Below are 16,838 nucleotides of genomic sequence, written 5' to 3' on the forward strand. Positions count from 1 at the left end.
GCGCCGATGCTGTTTTACACAGTGGTAGTTATGGACGGCGGCAGACTGCGAGCCGTCACATCACACCATTGCTGTTGCGCACCGCTTGCATGAATGCGCGAATCTTGTGGTGATCCTTGATGCCCTTGCCCTGCTCCACCCCACCGCTGACGTCGACGGCGTACGGCCGAACCTGCTCGATGGCAGCCCCGACATTCTCGGGGTTTAGCCCGCCGGCCAGGATAATCGGCTTGCTCAGCCCCTCTGGAATCAGCGTCCAGTCGAATGCTTCGCCCGTACCGCCCGGCACGCCTTCGACATAGGTATCCAACAGAATGCCACGAGCGCCAGTATAGGCAGCGCACGCGGCGGCGATGTCATCCCCGGCCTTGACACGCAGCGCCTTGATATACGGACGTTGGTAGCTTTCACACTCGTCGGGGCTTTCATCGCCGTGAAACTGCAGCATGTCCAGTTGCACGGCATCCAGGGTTTCGTTGAGCTCGCAGCGGCTGGCGTTGACGAACAAGCCAACGGTGGTCACGAACGGGGGCAACGCGGCGATGATTGCACGCGCCTGCAACACATTCACCGCCCGTGGGCTCCTGGCATAAAACACGAAACCGATGGCATCCGCCCCCGCCTCGACTGCCGCCAGCGCGTCTTCTATGCGGGTGATCCCGCAAATCTTGCTGCGAACGGCTGGCATGTCGTAGAAACCTCAGGGGTTGAACCGAGAAAGTCCCGGATGGTAACAAAAGCTATTCCGGGCGTCAGCCGCCAAGTTCGCTGAAACCTGTGAGGAAGTGTGGCCCGATGAAACGATCCGGCAATTCGAACTCGTCGCGGTACTCCACGTCCACCAGATACAGGCCAAAAGGATGCGCCGTCACCCCACCTGTGCGGCGGATACGACTTTCCAACACTTCTTTGGCCCACTCCACCGGGCGCTCGCCGGTGCCGATGGTCATCAACACGCCTGCAATATTGCGCACCATATGGTGCAGGAAGGCGCCAGCGCGGATATCCAGCACGATCATCTTGCCGTGACGGGTCACCCGCAGGTGATGGACTTCCTTGATCGGCGACTTGGCCTGGCACTGGCCGGCACGGAACGCGCTGAAATCATGCACACCGACCAAATGCTGCGCGGCCTCGGCCATGCGCTCGGCGTCCAGCGGGCGATGGTTCCAGGTGATTTCCTGGTTGAGGTGCGCCGGACGGATCTGGTCGTTGTAGATCACGTAGCGATAACGCCGGGCAATCGCCTTGAAGCGCGCATGAAAATGCGCAGGCATGACCTTGGCCCAGGTGACGCTGACGTCATGGGGCAAATTGATATTGGCGCCCATCACCCACGCTTTCATCGTGCGCTCGGCCTGGGTGTCAAAGTGCACCACCTGGCCACAGGCGTGCACACCGGCGTCGGTTCGCCCGGCGCACATCAGCGACACCGGCGAGTCGGCGACCTTGGACAAGGCGTTTTCGAGGGTTTCCTGCACCGTCAGCACACCCGAGGCCTGGCGCTGCCAGCCGCGATAGCGTGAGCCTTTGTATTCCACGCCCAGGGCGATGCGGTTAAAGCCTGCGGCCGCCATTTCGGCGGCCGCGTTATCTATATTTGCCAAGAACTGAGAGCCCGATGAGTTGCGCAAAGGCGGCCATTATAAAGGCGGCACACGCATGAGGGGCGCTTTTGTTGCGAGGCCACACGCCAAACCAACTGTGGGAGCGGGCTTGTACGCGAATGCAACGTGCCGGTCGCTCAATCAGCTAACCGGCACGTCACCCTCGCGAGCAATCCCGCTCCCACACTGGTGTTACACCACCCTTCAGATTTTGCCGAGCATTTCCTTGGCTTCACCGCGCTGGGCTTCGTCGCCCTCAGTCAGCACTTCGGACAGGATGTCGCGCGCGCCGTCGGCATCGCCCATGTCGATGTACGCCTGGGCCAGGTCGAGCTTGGTGGCCACTTCATCGGTGCCAGAGAGGAAATCGAACTCCGGCTCATCAGCGCCCAACGCCGCATCTTCAGCGGTAAAGGAAGGCTCGATCGGCGGATGCTCGAGGCTCTGGGACAGGCGATCGAGCTCCGCGTTGACATCGTCCAGCTCGGACGTGAAGGCATCCGGCTTGGCGGCCGGCGGCGCTTGCGGTTCGTCAGCCAGGGACAGGTCGAAGTCTTCCGGCAGGTCGAAATCATCCAGTGCGGCAGGGGTAAGGGTCGGCGGCTCAACGGCCGGCACATCCTTCATCTGGTCTTCAAGGCCCGAGAGGAAGTCATCGTCCGACTGCGTGGACGACGGCGCGTCCAGCTGCAGGTCCAGATCGAAGTCCGACATATCATCCGGGGCAGGCTTGGCTTGCGTCTGGCGCTGCAGGACCGACTCGAAACTCGACTCATCCTTGGGGCTGACCACGGCCGGCGAAGCGGCTTCCAGATCGTCCAGGCTCAAGTCGAAATCCGTATCGAACGCGTCGGGTTCCGGGGCCGGTGCTGCCGGTTTGTCTTCGAGCAGGTTCTTCACGTATTGAGCGTCCAGCGCCGCCGCGGCCACCGCAGCACTGACGCCCGCGGCCAACACGGCCATGGCCGGGAAGCGACTCTTGAGCTGCTCGACCTGAGCGTGGTTTTCGCCCGTGGCCACCAGTTGACGCTCTTGCGTGACGAAGCCGTCCTTGTCGCTCTGCAGACCGTAGACTTCCATCAGCTTCAAGCGCAGATCACTGCGCTTGGGCTCGCGCTTGATCGCCTGTTCCAACACATCGGCGGCCTGATTCAGGTGACCACGGTCGATATGGGATTGAGCTTGTGCCAGCGCATCGCTGGAGTTTACCGGGGCTACGGCGACCGCCAACGGCGCCAGCACGGAAGCCACGCTCGGCACCACGACAGGCTCAACCACGGGGGCAGGCGCTGGCGCAGCAGCCAGCTTGACGTTCGGCGGCGGCACTTCCAGGCCTTCGAAGCTGTCCGGTGGCAGGTCGTGATCCACACTCGGCGAGAACTGTGGCTCTTCAGCCAGCGCCCGCGCCATACGCAGGTGCTTTTCCTCTTCGAGGCGGGCGTTGCGGTGACGGGCCCACAGCAGCAGGAGCAACAACACCAGCAAGCCGGCAGCACCGCCGATGACCCCAAGGACAATCGGGTTGGTCAGCAGATCGTTGAATTTACCTTCGGTGGTGCTCGCCGGCGCGGCATCCGGCTTGATCGGCTCGGGCGTAGCCACCACGGCAGCCGGCGTCGCATCGGGTGCCGGCGCAGCCGCCGCAGTGGCCGCAGGCTCACCTGGCAGCTGCGCGGGGATGGTTGCTGTCGCGGGCGCAGTGCCCGGCACTGCCGGGTTACCGCCCTGAGCCTGCAACTTGGCCAGTTGATCGTTTTTCAGTTGAATCAGCTTTTGCAACTTGTCCAGCTGGCTTTGCAGGTCGGCTGCGCGGCTTTTCAGCTCGGCATTGTCGCGGCGCGTGGTGTCCAGCTCTTCCTGGGTCATCGCCAGCTTGTCGCTCAACGCACGACCGTCAGCGGCCCTGCCCTTTGCACCTTTCTTGGCGGACTCGGCCGACACCAGGCTCAAATTGTCCTTGGCATTGGTGCTCGAGGGCGCATCGCCTGCCTGGGTGCGCCGAGTGGCGTCGAGTTGCTGCTTGCCGGCGGCCTGATTATTGGCCGTGCGACGCCCCTGGCGCCAGGCGGCATTTTGCGCAGTGACTTCGGCAATCGCCTCCGGCTGCGGCAAGCTGGTGGCTTGCTGGCGATCCGGAAGACGCAGCACCTGGCCGGTTTTCAGGCGGTTGATATTGCCGTCGATGAAAGCATCAGGGTTGAGCGCCTGGATCGCCAGCATGGTTTGCTGGACCGACGCGCCGTTGCGGTTCTTCGCGGCAATTTCCCACAAGGTATCGCGAGACGTCGTGGTGTGCTGCGCAGCTTTGCTGACCGTGGGCGCCGTGTTGGCAGGTGCCGACTGGGTCGGCGCACTCAAGCGCGGTGCAGGAGCGCTGGCGGTCGGTGCCGGCTGCTCGAACTTGGCCGGGTCGAGCAGCACACTGTAGTCGCGCATCAGGCGGCCGTTGGGCCATTGCACCTGCAGCAGAAAACGTACATAGGAATCAGGCAGCGGCTTGCTGGAGGTGACGCGCACCACACTGCGGCCATTGGGGTTGATCACCGGGGTAAACGTCAGGTCATTCAGAAACGCCTGGCGATCCACGCCGGCGTCCACAAACGCCTGGTCAGACGCCAGGCTCGGGGTGATCTCGGAGGCGGTGAGGCCGCCGACGTCGAGCAATTCGATTTCCACCGCCAACGGCTGGTTCAACTTCGACTTGAGGGTCATCTCCCCAAGCTGCAGCGCCTGCGCCATACCGGAAGACAGCGCCGAGGCGGCCGCTATTGCTAACACCAGTTTGCGAACTTGAACCATAGCCTCATCCTTTGTTTGAACACTCCCCGGCCTGCGAGAAGGTTGGTAACCGCTGCCATAAGGCATGGCGAGCCGATAGGTTACCGACGCGCTTCTGTTTCGCTTGGGGCCAAGCATAGCGCCTGGCTAGAATCAATCTACAAATTGCCGCCAAGTATCTTTTACACAAGGCCTTTTATCAACAACTGCGCCAGCTGCACGGCGTTCAACGCCGCGCCCTTGCGTACGTTATCTGACGTCAACCACAGATTTAGTTCCGCCGGGTCGTCAACGCCCGCACGCACTCGTCCAACGTAGACCACATCCTGGCCGACCGCATCCCCAACGGCCGTAGGGTAGTCGCCCTCTTCCACCAGCTCGATCCCCGGCGCTGCCTCCAGTGCACGGTTGACAGCGGCCAGGTCGACCGGCGCGCCCAACTGCAATGACACTGTCAGGCTATCGCCAAAAAACACCGGGGCTTGAACGCAGGTTGCGGAAATCTTTAGCAGAGGCGTTTCCAGCACGGCGCGCAGTTCGTGTACGAGGCGTTTCTCCAGGGCTGTATGACCTTGGGCGTCAGGCGTGCCGACTTGCGCCAGCAGGTTGAAGGCCATCTGCCGATCAAAGAACTTCGGCTCCAGCGGGCGCACGTTCAGCAGCTCGGCGGTCTGCCGGGCCAGCTCGCTGACGGCCTCGCGGCCCTGGGCCGAAACGGCCAGGTTGGCAGTGACGCTGACGCGCTGGATATCCAGCACGCCGCGCAACGGCGCCAGAACCACCGCCAGGTTGGTGGCCGACGGACTCGGGCTGCCGAGCTGGAAGGGCTTTTTCAGGCCCTTGAGAATATGCGCGTTGGCTTCCGGCACGACCTGAGGTGCCTGGTCGGCCGGCAAGGCGCCGGAGAGGTCGATCACCGAGCAACCGGCCGCCGTGGCGCGTGGCGCGAAACTCAGGGTCACCGCCGGGCCTGCCGCGAAGAAGGCCAGCTGGGCTTTTTTGAAGTCGAACTCATCAACTTCCTTGACCCGCACGTTTTTGCCGCGAAACGGCACCGAGGCGCCGGCCGAGTTGCTGCCCGCCAGCAGATACAGGGTGCCTACCGGAAAATCCAGCTCTTCGAGAATCTGCACCAGGGTTTCACCCACGGTGCCGGTTGCACCGATCACGGCGATTTCAAAGGTCTGGGTCATGGTGGCTGCCTCGGGCGTTGCGGGGGGAGCGGCACTTTACCGGGTGGTGGGGAGTGAGGCAATTGGGCTGGGCCCTGGGGTGAGGCTGATGGCCCCATCGCGGGCAAGCCCGGCTCCCACATTTTGATTTGTGAACACAGTCAAATGTGGGAGCTGGCTTGCCTGCGATGAGGCCCTCAAGAGCAATAAAAAACCCGCGCCTGTCACCAGAACGCGGGTTTCTCACTCACCAGCAGCGATCAACGCTCCAGCAAAATCCGCAGCATGCGACGCAGCGGTTCAGCCGCGCCCCACAGCAGTTGGTCGCCGACGGTGAACGCGCCCAGGTACTGAGTCCCCATGTTCAGCTTGCGCAGACGGCCAACCGGTACATTCAGGGTGCCGGTGACCTTGGTTGGGCTCAGCTCCTGCATGCTGATGTCGCGGTTGTTCGGCACCAGCTTGACCCATGGGTTGTGCTGGCTGATCAGCCCTTCGATATCGGCGATCGGCACGTCTTTGTTCAGCTTGATGGTCAGCGCCTGGCTGTGGCAGCGCATGGCGCCGATGCGCACGCAGATGCCGTCCACCGGAATCGGGTTCTTGAAGCGACCGAGGATCTTGTTGGTCTCAGCCTGGGCCTTCCACTCTTCGCGGCTCTGGCCGTTCGGCAGTTCCTTGTCGATCCACGGGATCAGGCTACCGGCCAATGGCACACCGAAGTTTTCGGTCGGGTAGGCATCGCTGCGCATGGCTTCGGCCACACGGCGGTCGATGTCGAGGATCGCGCTGGCAGGGTCGGCCAGTTGATCGGCAACGGCCGCGTGGGTGGCACCCATTTGCTTGATCAGCTCGCGCATGTTCTGCGCACCGGCGCCGGAAGCCGCCTGATAGGTCATGGCGCTCATCCACTCGACCAGGCCAGCTTCGAACAAGCCGCCCAGGCCCATCAGCATCAGGCTGACGGTGCAGTTGCCGCCCACGTAGTTCTTGGTGCCAGCGTCCAGCTGCTGGTCAATCACCTTGCGGTTCACCGGGTCGAGGATGATCACGGCGTCGTCCTGCATGCGCAGGCTCGAGGCGGCGTCGATCCAGTAACCCTGCCAGCCGGCTTCGCGCAGCTTGGGGAAGACTTCGCTGGTGTAGTCGCCACCCTGGCAGGTCAAAATCACGTCGAGGGTTTTGAGCTCTTCAATGCTGTAGGCGTCTTTGAGCGGAGCAATATCCTTGCCCACGGACGGCCCTTGGCCACCCACGTTCGACGTGGTGAAAAACACCGGCTCAATAAGATCGAAATCCTGCTCTTCCAGCATCCGCTGCATGAGCACGGAACCGACCATACCGCGCCAACCGATCAGACCTACACGTTTCATCGCAACTACACCTTGTTAAAAAGTGGGCCGCCTTGCAGCAACAACTGCAAGCGGGCCCGAGAGATTACAGATTCCGCAGCGCGGCGACTACTGCGTCGCCCATTTCTTGCGTCCCAACTTTGGTGCAACCCTGCGACCAGATGTCGCCGGTGCGCAAACCCTGGTCCAGCACCAGGCTCACAGCCTTCTCGATCGCATCCGCCGCTTCGCTCAGGTTGAAGCTGTAACGCAGCATCATCGACACCGACAAGATGGTCGCCAACGGGTTGGCAATGCCTTGGCCTGCAATGTCCGGCGCCGAACCGTGGCACGGCTCGTACATGCCTTTATTGTTGGTGTCCAGGGACGCCGACGGCAGCATGCCGATGGAACCGGTGAGCATCGACGCCTGGTCGGACAGGATGTCGCCGAACAAGTTGTCGGTGACGATCACGTCGAACTGCTTGGGTGCACGCACCAGCTGCATGGCGGCGTTGTCGACGTACATGTGGCTGAGTTCGACGTCCGGGTAGTCCTTGGCCACTTCTTCGACGATTTCGCGCCACAGTTGGCTGGAGGCCAGTACGTTGGCTTTATCCACCGAGCAGACCTTCTTGCCGCGCACGCGGGCCATGTCGAAACCGACACGGGCGATACGGCGGATCTCGCTCTCGCTGTACGGCAGCGTGTCGTAGGCCTGACGCTCGCCATTTTCCAACTCACGCACACCGCGTGGCGAGCCGAAGTAGATACCGCCGGTCAGCTCGCGCACGATCAGGATGTCCAGGCCCGCCACCACTTCCGGCTTGAGGCTCGACGCATCGGCCAGCTGCGGGTACAGAATCGCCGGACGCAGGTTGCCGAACAGGCCCAGTTGCGCGCGAATCTTCAGCAGGCCGCGCTCCGGGCGGATATCACGTTCGATTTTGTCCCACTTCGGGCCGCCCACGGCGCCGAGCAGTACGGCGTCGGCAGCACGGGCGCGGTCCAGGGTTTCGTCAGCCAGGGGCACGCCGTGCTTGTCGATGGCGGCGCCGCCGATCACGTCGTGGCTCAATTCGAAGCCCAGGCTGTACTTGCTGTTGGCCAACTCCAGGACTTTGACCGCTTCGGCCATGATTTCCGGACCAATACCGTCGCCAGGAAGAATCAGAATCTGCTTGCTCATGCGTTCCTCGTTTCATCAAGCGACCCGCCCGTGGGCAGGTCGGGAAAATTAATCAGCGTTCGGCAAACACCACCAGCACGTCGGTGCTGAAGGTGCCGTCGGCTTGAATCTCGTAGTAATCACGCACTTCCTGGCCCATCGCCTGCTGCAACTCGAGGATCGCGGCGCGCAATACCTCGGGCGTACGCATGCGCTCCACCCACGAGGTGTATTCCAGGCGCAGGCGCTGACGGCTGCTGTTGCGGACGTGCAAGCCGGCTTCGCTGAGCTGGCGCATCCATTCGGCGGCGGAGTAATCGCGCACGTGACTGGTATCGCGCAGCACTTCGACGGTTTGCAGGTAAGTGTCCAACAGCGGGCTGCCCGGTGACAAGACATCGACAAATGCCGCGATGCCGCCAGGCTTGAGCACCCGACGCACCTCGCGAAAGGCTAGGCCAAGGTCGCTCCAGTGGTGGGCCGAGTAACGGCTGAACACGAAGTCGAACTCGCCATCGGCAAATGGCAGGCGCTCGGCGGCGCCGTGCACGGTGCGGATGTTGTTCAGGCCTCGCTCTTTTGCGGCGGCTGCCACCACGTCGAGCATTTGCTGGGACAGGTCGTAGGCCACCACGTCTTTAACCAGCGGCGCAACGTGGAAACTCACATGCCCGGCACCGCAACCCAGGTCCAGCAGTCGTGCGGCGCCCTGCCCGGCCAGTTCGGCCTGCAGCAGTGCGAATTCGCTGCCTTGAGCGTGCACGGCACTGCTCAGGTAGGCCGAGGCCTGTTCGCCGAATTGTTTTTGCACGACTTGGGTGTGGGCGGTGCTGGTCATGGTGGCTTTCCTTGGGTTTTGGGGTGGTTGTACGGGCGCTATCGCAGGCAAGCCAGCTCCCACCGCTGGAATGCATTCCAAGGTGGGAGTCGGGCTTGCCCGCGATGGGGCCCGCACGGTTACCGCAAATCAGGCATCGCGAAACAACCAGGGCTGGCTCGCCCGGTGCTTGGTTTCAAACGCGGCAATCGCATCGCCGTCCTGCAAGGTCAGGCCGATATCGTCCAGGCCATTGATCAGGCAGTGCTTACGGAACGCATCGACTTCAAAGTGATAGACCTTGCCGTCCGGACGGGTCACGGTCTGCGCGGCCAGGTCAACGGTCAGTTGGTAGCCGACATCGGCTTCGACCTGCTTGAACAGCTCGTCCACTTCGGCGTCGCTCAAGATGATCGGCAGCAAGCCGTTCTTGAAGCTGTTGTTGAAGAAGATGTCGGCGTAGCTCGGCGCGATGATGCTGCGAAAGCCATATTCTTCCAGGGCCCACGGCGCGTGTTCACGGCTGGAGCCGCAACCGAAGTTCTCGCGGGCCAGCAATACGCTGGCGCCTTGGTAACGCTCGGCGTTGAGCACAAAATCCTTGTTCAACGGGCGCTTGGAGTTGTCCTGGTAGGCGTAGCCCACGTCCAGGTAGCGCCACTCATCGAACAGGTTCGGGCCAAAGCCGGTGCGCTTGATCGATTTCAAGAACTGCTTGGGAATGATCTGGTCGGTGTCGACGTTGGCACGGTCCAATGGCGCGACAAGACCGGTGTGTTGGGTAAAAGCTCTCATCGGGTATTCCTCAGATCAATTCGCGAACGTCGATGAAACGACCGTTGACGGCAGCGGCGGCGGCCATGGCCGGGCTGACCAGGTGGGTACGCCCACCGGCGCCCTGACGCCCTTCGAAGTTACGGTTGGACGTGGACGCGCAATGCTCGCCCGACTCCAAACGGTCCGGATTCATCGCCAGGCACATGGAGCAGCCCGGCTCGCGCCATTCAAAACCGGCCTCAAGGAAGATCTTGTCCAGGCCCTCGGCTTCGGCTTGCGCTTTGACCAGGCCCGAACCTGGCACCACGATGGCTTGCTTGATGGTCGAGGCCACTTTGCGGCCTTTGGCGATCACCGCCGCGGCGCGCAGGTCTTCGATCCGCGAGTTGGTGCAAGAACCGATAAACACGCGGTCCAACTGGATGTCGGTAATCGCCTGGTTGGCTTTCAGGCCCATGTACTTCAAGGCGCGCTCGATGGAACCACGCTTGACCAGGTCGGTTTCCTTGGCCGGGTCCGGCACGTTCTGGTCAACGGCCAGGACCATTTCCGGCGAGGTGCCCCAGCTGACTTGCGGCTTGATCTGGGCGGCGTCGAGCTCAACCACGGTGTCAAACACCGCATCGGCGTCGGAGACCAGGTCTTTCCAGGCTTCGACCGCTGCGTCCCAATCGGCGCCTTGCGGGGCGAAGGGGCGGCCTCTGACGTATTCAACGGTTTTTTCGTCCGCCGCGACCATGCCGACACGGGCACCGGCTTCGATAGACATGTTGCAGATGGTCATGCGGCCTTCGATGGACAGGTCGCGAATCGCGCTGCCGGCGAACTCGATGGCATGGCCGTTGCCGCCGGCGGTGCCGATCTTGCCAATCACCGCGAGCACGATGTCCTTGGCGGTCACGCCGAACGGCAAGGTGCCTTCGACTTTAACCAGCATGTTCTTCATCTTTTTGGCGACCAGGCACTGGGTGGCGAACACATGTTCCACCTCGGAGGTGCCGATGCCATGGGCCAGAGCGCCGAACGCGCCGTGGGTGGAGGTGTGGGAGTCACCGCAAACCACGGTCATGCCTGGCAAGGTGGCGCCCTGCTCCGGGCCGATCACGTGCACGATGCCCTGACGCACGTCATTCATCTTGAATTCGGTGATGCCATATTCATCGCAATAGTCGTCGAGGGTTTGCACCTGCAAACGCGACACCTGGTCGGCAATGGCCTCGATGCCGCCCTTGCGCTCCGGGGTGGTCGGTACGTTGTGGTCCGGGGTGGCGATGATCGAGTCGACGCGCCAAGGCTTGCGCCCGGCCAGCCGCAGGCCTTCGAACGCTTGGGGCGAGGTCACTTCATGGATGATGTGACGGTCGATATAGATCAGCGACGAGCCATCGTCGCGCCGTTTCACTTCATGGGAATCCCAAAGCTTGTCGTAAAGCGTTTTGCCGGCCATCAGTCGGTCCTCATCATCGGTCTTTCTATGCCCCGGGCCTTGAGACATTCAATAACCCTTTGGCTTGTGAGGCTGATGGTATGGCGCTACATTAAATAACTCAAATTCATATTTTTTATGCTTTGGATTACCAACTGGAATACCTCAATGGACTTGGCCAACCTTAATGCCTTTATTGCCATCGCCGAGACCGGCAGCTTCTCCGGCGCCGGTGAACGCCTGCACCTGACCCAACCGGCCATCAGCAAGCGCATCGCCGGGCTGGAACAACAATTAAAGGTACGTTTATTCGACCGCCTGGGCCGTGAAGTCGGCCTGACCGAGGCCGGGCGTGCCCTGCTGCCACGTGCTTATCAGATTCTCAATGTGCTGGACGACACCCGCCGCGCGCTCACCAACCTGACCGGCGAAGTCAGCGGCCGCCTGACGTTGGCCACCAGCCACCACATCGGCCTGCACCGCCTGCCACCGATTTTGCGCACCTTTACCCGCGAGTACCCGAATGTGGCGCTGGATATTCAGTTCCTCGATTCGGAAGTGGCCTACGAGGAAATCCTCCATGGCCGCGCTGAAGTGGCCGTTATTACCCTGGCGCCCGATCCGCACAACCTGGTACGCGCCACACCGGTGTGGGACGACCCGCTGGATTTCGTGGTGGCGCCCGAGCACAGCCTGACCGCCAATGGCACGGTCAACCTGGCCGATATCGCCAAACACCCGGCGGTCTTCCCCGGTGGCAACACCTTTACCCACCATATTGTCAGCCGCTTGTTCGAAGCCCAGGGCCTGACGCCGAATATCGCCATGAGCACCAACTACCTGGAAACCATCAAGATGATGGTGTCCATCGGCCTGGCCTGGAGCGTGTTGCCGCGCACCATGCTTGATGAACAGGTGGCAAGTATCGCTTTGCCGGGCATACAGCTCAGTCGCCAGCTAGGCTATATCGTGCACACCGAAAGGACGCTGTCGAACGCTGCGCGGGCTTTCATGAGCCTATTGGATGCACAGGTCGATCTGCCAGGGACACCGGCATGAAGCTGTGCGGCCTCAAGGTCTGAATAAACCGCGCCGAACGCCCATTGAGCCAAGGCCCTTTGATAATGCGCAACCCCGTCGATTCCGTGCCACCCCTGCCCCGCATTTACGCCCTGGACCCTCAAGAGGCGGAACGAAGCTGGGACAGCGCCCCGCAGTTGCTGGCAGCCCTCAATGCTGCCCGCCTGGGCGCGTGGTGCTGGGAAATCGACACGGGCAGGATCAGCTGGTCACGCGGCACCCAGGCGCTGTTCGGCTACGATCCGCGCCAGCCGCTGCCCAAAGACCTGGATTACCTGGATCTGCTCGCGCCGTCGGACCGCGCGCGCGTGGTGCGGGCCTTTCACGCCGTGCTGGCGGGCGAGCCGTTTGAGCAGGCCATGCACCACCACATCCAGTGGCCGGATGGCAGCCATCACTGGCTGGAAATCAACGGCAGCCTGGCACCGGACAAGACCGGCCGGCGCCGCATGATCGGCGTGATCCGCGAAACCACTCGCCAGCGCGAGCGCGAGCACGCCCTTATCCACTCGGAAAAACGCTTCGCCACGCTGTTTCATCTGTGCCCCAATATGGTCCTGCTGACCCGCCAGGCCGACGGCCTGATCAGCGAAGCCAACCAGTATTTCGAGATGCTCTTCGGCTGGCCCGTGGCCCAGGCCATCGGCCGCACCACGCTGGACCTGGGCCTGTGGCGTGACCCGCAACAGCGCGCCCTGCTGGTCAGGGCCACCCAACGCAAGGGCGAACCCATCAGCATGGAAGTGCAGTTCTGCGCCAGCAATGGCCAGATCCACGACGGCACCTTGAGCGCACAAAAAGTCGAGCTGGAGGGTGAGGCCTACCTGATCAGCACGTTTGTCGACACCACCGAACGCAAAAACGCCGAGCAGGCGCTCAAGGACAGCCAGGAGCGCCTCGACCTGGCCCTGGATTCGGCACAGCTGGGCACCTGGGACTGGCATATCCCCAGCGGCATGCTCTATGGCTCGGCCCGCGCGGCGCAACTGCACGGCCTGGAGGCGTTGCCGTTTCACGAACCTTTCGATGCTTTTTTTGAAGGCATGTCTGATGAAGAGCGCGAGGGCATGCGCAACGCCTATCGCAGCCTGCGCGAAGGCCCGGGCGGCAACTACCAGTTGACCTACCGCGTACAGATGGAGGACGGCAGCGCTCGTTACCTGGAAAGCCGCGCGCGGCTGTATCGCGACGAATCGGGAAAACCGTTGCGCATGGCCGGCACCTTGCTGGATATCACCGACCAGGTGGAACGCGAGCAGCGCATCACCGCCTCCGAAGAAAAGTTCGCCAGCCTGTTCCAGGCCAGCCCCGACCCGATCTGCGTGACCTACCTGGACAGCGGCGCCTTTATCGAAATCAACCCCGCGTTTACGCAGACCTTTGGCTGGACCGCCGCCGAGGTACTCGACAAAAGCGCCGACCAGATCGGGCTGTGGGATGACTCGAGCAAGCGCCTGCAACGTATCGAGCGGGTGATTCGCGAGCAGTCATTAAACAATGTCGCCATTGGGGTGCATCACAAAAATGGTCAAAGCCTGACCTGCGTGATTTCCAGCCGCCTGATCAAGGTCGGCGACCAACCCTGCATCGTCACGACCCTGCGCGATATCACCCAGCAACAACGCTCCGAGGCCGCCCTTAAAGCCAGCGAAGAAAAATTCGCCAAGGCCTTCCATTCAAGCCCCGACGCCATCTCCATCACCGAACGTGACACCGGCCGTTATGTGGAGGTCAATGACGGCTTCTGTCGCCTCACCGGCTACCGCGCCGAGGAAGCCATCGGCCTGACGCTGTATCAGATCGGCATCTGGGCTGATGAGAATCAGCGTGCGGCGCTGCTGGCCGAACTGCAGATCAAGGGCCGAATTCATCACCTGGAAATGCTTTGGCACAACAAACGTGGCGAATTGTTGGCCGTGGAGGTATCGGTCGAACCGATCACCCTCAATGAAACGCCGTGCCTGCTGCTGACGGCGCGGGACGTGAGCCTGCTGAAAAACGCCCAGGCGCAGATCCGTCACCTGGCCTATCACGACCCGCTGACCAACCTGCCCAATCGTGCGTTGCTGATGGACCGCCTGAGCCAGCAGATCGCCCTGCTCAAACGCCATAACCTGCGGGGCGCCCTGCTGTTTCTCGACCTCGATCATTTCAAGCACATCAACGATTCCCTCGGCCACCCGGTCGGCGACACCGTGCTGAAAATCGTCACCGCACGCCTCGAAGCCAGCGTGCGCATGGAAGATACGGTGGCGCGCCTGGGCGGCGATGAGTTCGTGGTGCTGCTCAGCGGCCTGGAAGGTACACGCGTGGAAGTCAGCGCTCAGGTACAGGAACTGGCGGACACCCTGCGCGAATTGCTCTCGGAACCGATGTTCCTCGACGGCCATCGCCTGCAGGTCACGCCGAGCATTGGCGTGGCGCTGATCCCCGACCACGGCTCGACACCCGCAGACCTGCTCAAGCGTGCCGACATTGCGCTGTATCGGGCCAAGGATTCAGGACGCAACACCACGCAGATGTTTCATAACAGCATGCAGAAAACCGCCAGTGAACGCCTGCGCATGGAGACCGACCTGCGTCTGGCGCTGTCACGCGGTGAGTTCAGCGTGCATTACCAGCCTCAAGTGGATGCGCGCGGCAACCGCATCATCGGTGCCGAAGCACTGGTGCGCTGGCAGCACCCGCAACTGGGAGCGCAGTCACCCACCGAATTTATCAAAGTGCTGGAAGACAGCGGCCTGATCCTGGAAGTCGGCACCTGGATTCTTGATGAAGCCTGCGGCGCCTTAGCCCAATTGATCGCCGATGGCCTGGTGGACCCGTTGAATTTCAGCCTGTGCGTGAATATAAGCCCGCGCCAGTTTCGCCAGAACGACTTCGTGGAGCGGGTGGAGCGCTGCCTCAAGCAGCATCACCTGCCGTATAGCCTGCTGAAACTGGAAATCACCGAAGGCATCGTGATTCAGAACCTGGATGACACCGTGGCCAAGATGCGCCGCCTGAAAAAACTCGGCGTAAGTTTTGCCATGGATGACTTCGGCACCGGCTATTCGTCGCTGACCTACCTCAAGCGCCTGCCGGTGGATGCGTTGAAGATCGATCAGTCCTTTGTGCGCGACGCCACCCACGACCCCAACGATGCCGAAATCATCCGCGCCATCGTCGCCATGGCGCGCAGCTTGAACCTGGAAGTGATCGCCGAGGGCGTGGAAACCCCGGAACAACTGGCATTCCTGCAAAAGCTGGGCTGCCATTTGTTCCAGGGGTATTTACACAGCCGGCCTCTGCCCATCGAGGCGTTCAGGAAGCTATTGGTGTGACCCTTACACCAGCTTCAATGCGCGAAACCCGCCGTTCATCCATCGCGATGACGCCAGGTCCTGCTTTCGCCCATAGAAATCCAGCGCGCCATTGATGACCGCGACCGAGTGGCCGGTGTCCGCCAGCGTGCCGACCGCGCCGCGGGCCAGTTCTTCAACCGTGCTTTCACGTATATAGGCGTACAACCCAAGCCGCCGAAGCGCCTCCCCCGGGTGCTCGCCGTCGTTGAGGGTGTGCAGGGCCGTTGCATAACTCTGCCCGGCGCGCATGTCGTTATTTTCCAGGTGCGCGCGCTTGGCACTGACCGCGTACAAGAAGTTGGCGTAGTTGATCAACTGCGTATTGCTGCCGTGGAAGTTTGACGCGACGATGGCCTGGCGCAGCTCATCATGGGTCACCGTCAGCGTGAAGGAGTCCCTCATGACCACCTCAAAACCGTCGGCGGTGACTTGGATGCGCTTATAGATTCCCTGGGGGTCCTGCCAGAACCGGATGATCGCCGCCTTGATCGCCGACACCGTGACGCAATTGCCTTCCACGCCCTGATAAAAACCACCCCAGATCTGTTCGGGCGTCATGCCGGACACGACATCGGACACCTGCCGAGCGTTGTCGGGTACCGCCGGCTTGTCGTCGAACAACACGTACCCGTAACCCTGCCTGGTCTGGCGCCGCTCGTCGTAATAATGGCTTACGCCGTCCATCACCAGCGCCGAGCCAAAGTTGTGAGTCTCCATGACCCCTACCGCACCCTTTGCCTGCATGGCACTTGACCGCACGTACTGGCACAGGCCGAACAGGCCCATGCCCTGCAAACACCGCAGGACGGTTTCGCCCTCCAGCGTTTTTGCCAGCGCGGCTTCAAACGTCGGGTAATTGCCGGTCAGTTGCTTGCGCTTTACGAACGCCGCGAACACAAAGTTGGCATCCTTGACTGCCCCGCTATCGTCGCCACTGAACCTCGAAGCCTGCGTCGCCTGCGCCAACTCCTGGCGAGACAACTGAACCTTGAACTCGTCCTTCATGGTGATGTGATAGCCATCGCCCGTGGCAGTCAGCGCATTGAACATGCCAGCCGGGTGCTGCCCGAAGGTTGTCATCATCAGTTTGATGACGGCTGCGTGGGTGCTGGTGTCAAAGTGCTCGCCAAACTCCCCCCGCGCCGCATTGAATGCACGGATGATATGCGCAGGTTTTTCCCCCGCACGTTTTGACGAAAACACCGAAGCCGCGTCGTCGTACCCGTTGGCCGGCGAGCCTGGGCCATTACTTGCTGTGATATTCATTCACTGATTTCCTGAGACTTACCGAAGCAATAACCTGCAAAACACAATCGGGGCGAGGCGGCGTTGCGACGG

At 61.8% G+C, this 16,838-nt stretch carries 12 protein-coding genes; 2 read left to right on the forward strand and 10 right to left on the reverse strand.

Going from position 1 to position 16,838, the window contains the following annotated elements; genetic code table 11:
* Positions 1–55 precede the first annotated feature (55 nt).
* The 9 genes from AB5I78_RS19430 to leuC all read right to left on the reverse strand — a co-directional run bounded on the left by AB5I78_RS19430 (position 56) and on the right by leuC (position 11,097).
* Entirely contained in the window at positions 56–688 is a 633-nt protein-coding gene (locus AB5I78_RS19430) for a phosphoribosylanthranilate isomerase (RefSeq protein ID WP_369301080.1), read from the reverse strand.
* Between the two features lie 64 nt (positions 689–752).
* The gene (truA, locus tag AB5I78_RS19435; RefSeq protein WP_106576685.1) at positions 753–1,577 is read right to left on the reverse strand and encodes a tRNA pseudouridine(38-40) synthase TruA; all 825 of its coding nucleotides are present in this window, start codon (positions 1,575–1,577) and stop codon (positions 753–755) included.
* A 234-nt stretch (positions 1,578–1,811) separates the two neighbouring features.
* On the reverse strand, positions 1,812–4,406 hold the full coding sequence (locus AB5I78_RS19440; RefSeq protein ID WP_369301081.1) for a FimV/HubP family polar landmark protein: 2,595 nt from the start codon (positions 4,404–4,406) through the stop codon (positions 1,812–1,814).
* 161 nt (positions 4,407–4,567) lie between these two features.
* Positions 4,568–5,578, reverse strand: a complete 1,011-nt coding sequence (locus tag AB5I78_RS19445; RefSeq protein WP_369301083.1) for an aspartate-semialdehyde dehydrogenase — start codon at positions 5,576–5,578, stop codon at positions 4,568–4,570.
* Positions 5,579–5,817: 239 nt separating this feature from the next.
* Complete coding sequence (gene asd, locus AB5I78_RS19450) at positions 5,818–6,930, reverse strand: aspartate-semialdehyde dehydrogenase (RefSeq protein ID WP_058412147.1); 1,113 nt, start codon at positions 6,928–6,930, stop codon at positions 5,818–5,820.
* A 64-nt stretch (positions 6,931–6,994) separates the two neighbouring features.
* Positions 6,995–8,077 (reverse strand): 3-isopropylmalate dehydrogenase, encoded by a 1,083-nt coding sequence (gene leuB / locus AB5I78_RS19455; protein WP_021491199.1) that lies wholly within the window; start codon positions 8,075–8,077, stop codon positions 6,995–6,997.
* A gap of 52 nt (positions 8,078–8,129) precedes the next feature.
* Positions 8,130–8,894, reverse strand: a complete 765-nt coding sequence (locus AB5I78_RS19460; RefSeq protein WP_369301084.1) for a class I SAM-dependent methyltransferase — start codon at positions 8,892–8,894, stop codon at positions 8,130–8,132.
* 129 nt (positions 8,895–9,023) lie between these two features.
* Positions 9,024–9,668, reverse strand: a complete 645-nt coding sequence (gene leuD, locus AB5I78_RS19465) for a 3-isopropylmalate dehydratase small subunit (protein ID WP_094953214.1) — start codon at positions 9,666–9,668, stop codon at positions 9,024–9,026.
* A gap of 10 nt (positions 9,669–9,678) precedes the next feature.
* The gene (leuC, locus tag AB5I78_RS19470; protein ID WP_369301441.1) at positions 9,679–11,097 is read right to left on the reverse strand and encodes a 3-isopropylmalate dehydratase large subunit; all 1,419 of its coding nucleotides are present in this window, start codon (positions 11,095–11,097) and stop codon (positions 9,679–9,681) included.
* A 147-nt stretch (positions 11,098–11,244) separates the two neighbouring features.
* Between leuC and AB5I78_RS19475 the strand changes: the two genes are divergently transcribed.
* Together AB5I78_RS19475 and AB5I78_RS19480 are read left to right on the forward strand one after the other, a co-directional pair.
* The gene (locus AB5I78_RS19475; protein ID WP_106576678.1) at positions 11,245–12,135 is read left to right on the forward strand and encodes a LysR family transcriptional regulator; all 891 of its coding nucleotides are present in this window, start codon (positions 11,245–11,247) and stop codon (positions 12,133–12,135) included.
* Positions 12,136–12,200: 65 nt separating this feature from the next.
* Positions 12,201–15,479 carry an EAL domain-containing protein gene (locus tag AB5I78_RS19480; RefSeq protein WP_369301091.1) on the forward strand — a complete coding sequence of 1,093 codons (3,279 nt, stop codon included), beginning with the start codon at positions 12,201–12,203 and terminating at the stop codon, positions 15,477–15,479.
* 3 nt (positions 15,480–15,482) lie between these two features.
* Here AB5I78_RS19480 and AB5I78_RS19485 read toward each other — a convergent pair whose 3' ends face one another.
* Positions 15,483–16,766 (reverse strand): hypothetical protein, encoded by a 1,284-nt coding sequence (locus AB5I78_RS19485; RefSeq protein ID WP_369301093.1) that lies wholly within the window; start codon positions 16,764–16,766, stop codon positions 15,483–15,485.
* Positions 16,767–16,838 lie beyond the last annotated feature (72 nt).

This window comes from Pseudomonas sp. N2-3-1-14 (genome assembly GCF_041228395.1).
Classification (GTDB): Bacteria; Pseudomonadota; Gammaproteobacteria; order Pseudomonadales; family Pseudomonadaceae; genus Aquipseudomonas.

What these genes read in the sequence shown, in the direction of transcription:
- AB5I78_RS19485 (WP_369301093.1), bottom strand. Translation starts at nt 16,766, where the DNA reads ATGAATATCACAGCAAGTAATGGCCCAGGCTCGCCGGCCAACGGGTAC.
- truA (WP_106576685.1), bottom strand. Translation starts at nt 1,577, where the DNA reads ATGGCGGCCGCAGGCTTTAACCGCATCGCCCTGGGCGTGGAATACAAA.
- leuD (WP_094953214.1), bottom strand. Translation starts at nt 9,668, where the DNA reads ATGAGAGCTTTTACCCAACACACCGGTCTTGTCGCGCCATTGGACCGT.
- AB5I78_RS19430 (WP_369301080.1), bottom strand. Translation starts at nt 688, where the DNA reads ATGCCAGCCGTTCGCAGCAAGATTTGCGGGATCACCCGCATAGAAGAC.
- AB5I78_RS19440 (WP_369301081.1), bottom strand. Translation starts at nt 4,406, where the DNA reads ATGGTTCAAGTTCGCAAACTGGTGTTAGCAATAGCGGCCGCCTCGGCG.
- AB5I78_RS19480 (WP_369301091.1), top strand. Translation starts at nt 12,201, where the DNA reads ATGCGCAACCCCGTCGATTCCGTGCCACCCCTGCCCCGCATTTACGCC.
- asd (WP_058412147.1), bottom strand. Translation starts at nt 6,930, where the DNA reads ATGAAACGTGTAGGTCTGATCGGTTGGCGCGGTATGGTCGGTTCCGTG.
- leuB (WP_021491199.1), bottom strand. Translation starts at nt 8,077, where the DNA reads ATGAGCAAGCAGATTCTGATTCTTCCTGGCGACGGTATTGGTCCGGAA.
- leuC (WP_369301441.1), bottom strand. Translation starts at nt 11,097, where the DNA reads ATGGCCGGCAAAACGCTTTACGACAAGCTTTGGGATTCCCATGAAGTG.
- AB5I78_RS19460 (WP_369301084.1), bottom strand. Translation starts at nt 8,894, where the DNA reads ATGACCAGCACCGCCCACACCCAAGTCGTGCAAAAACAATTCGGCGAA.
- AB5I78_RS19445 (WP_369301083.1), bottom strand. Translation starts at nt 5,578, where the DNA reads ATGACCCAGACCTTTGAAATCGCCGTGATCGGTGCAACCGGCACCGTG.
- AB5I78_RS19475 (WP_106576678.1), top strand. Translation starts at nt 11,245, where the DNA reads ATGGACTTGGCCAACCTTAATGCCTTTATTGCCATCGCCGAGACCGGC.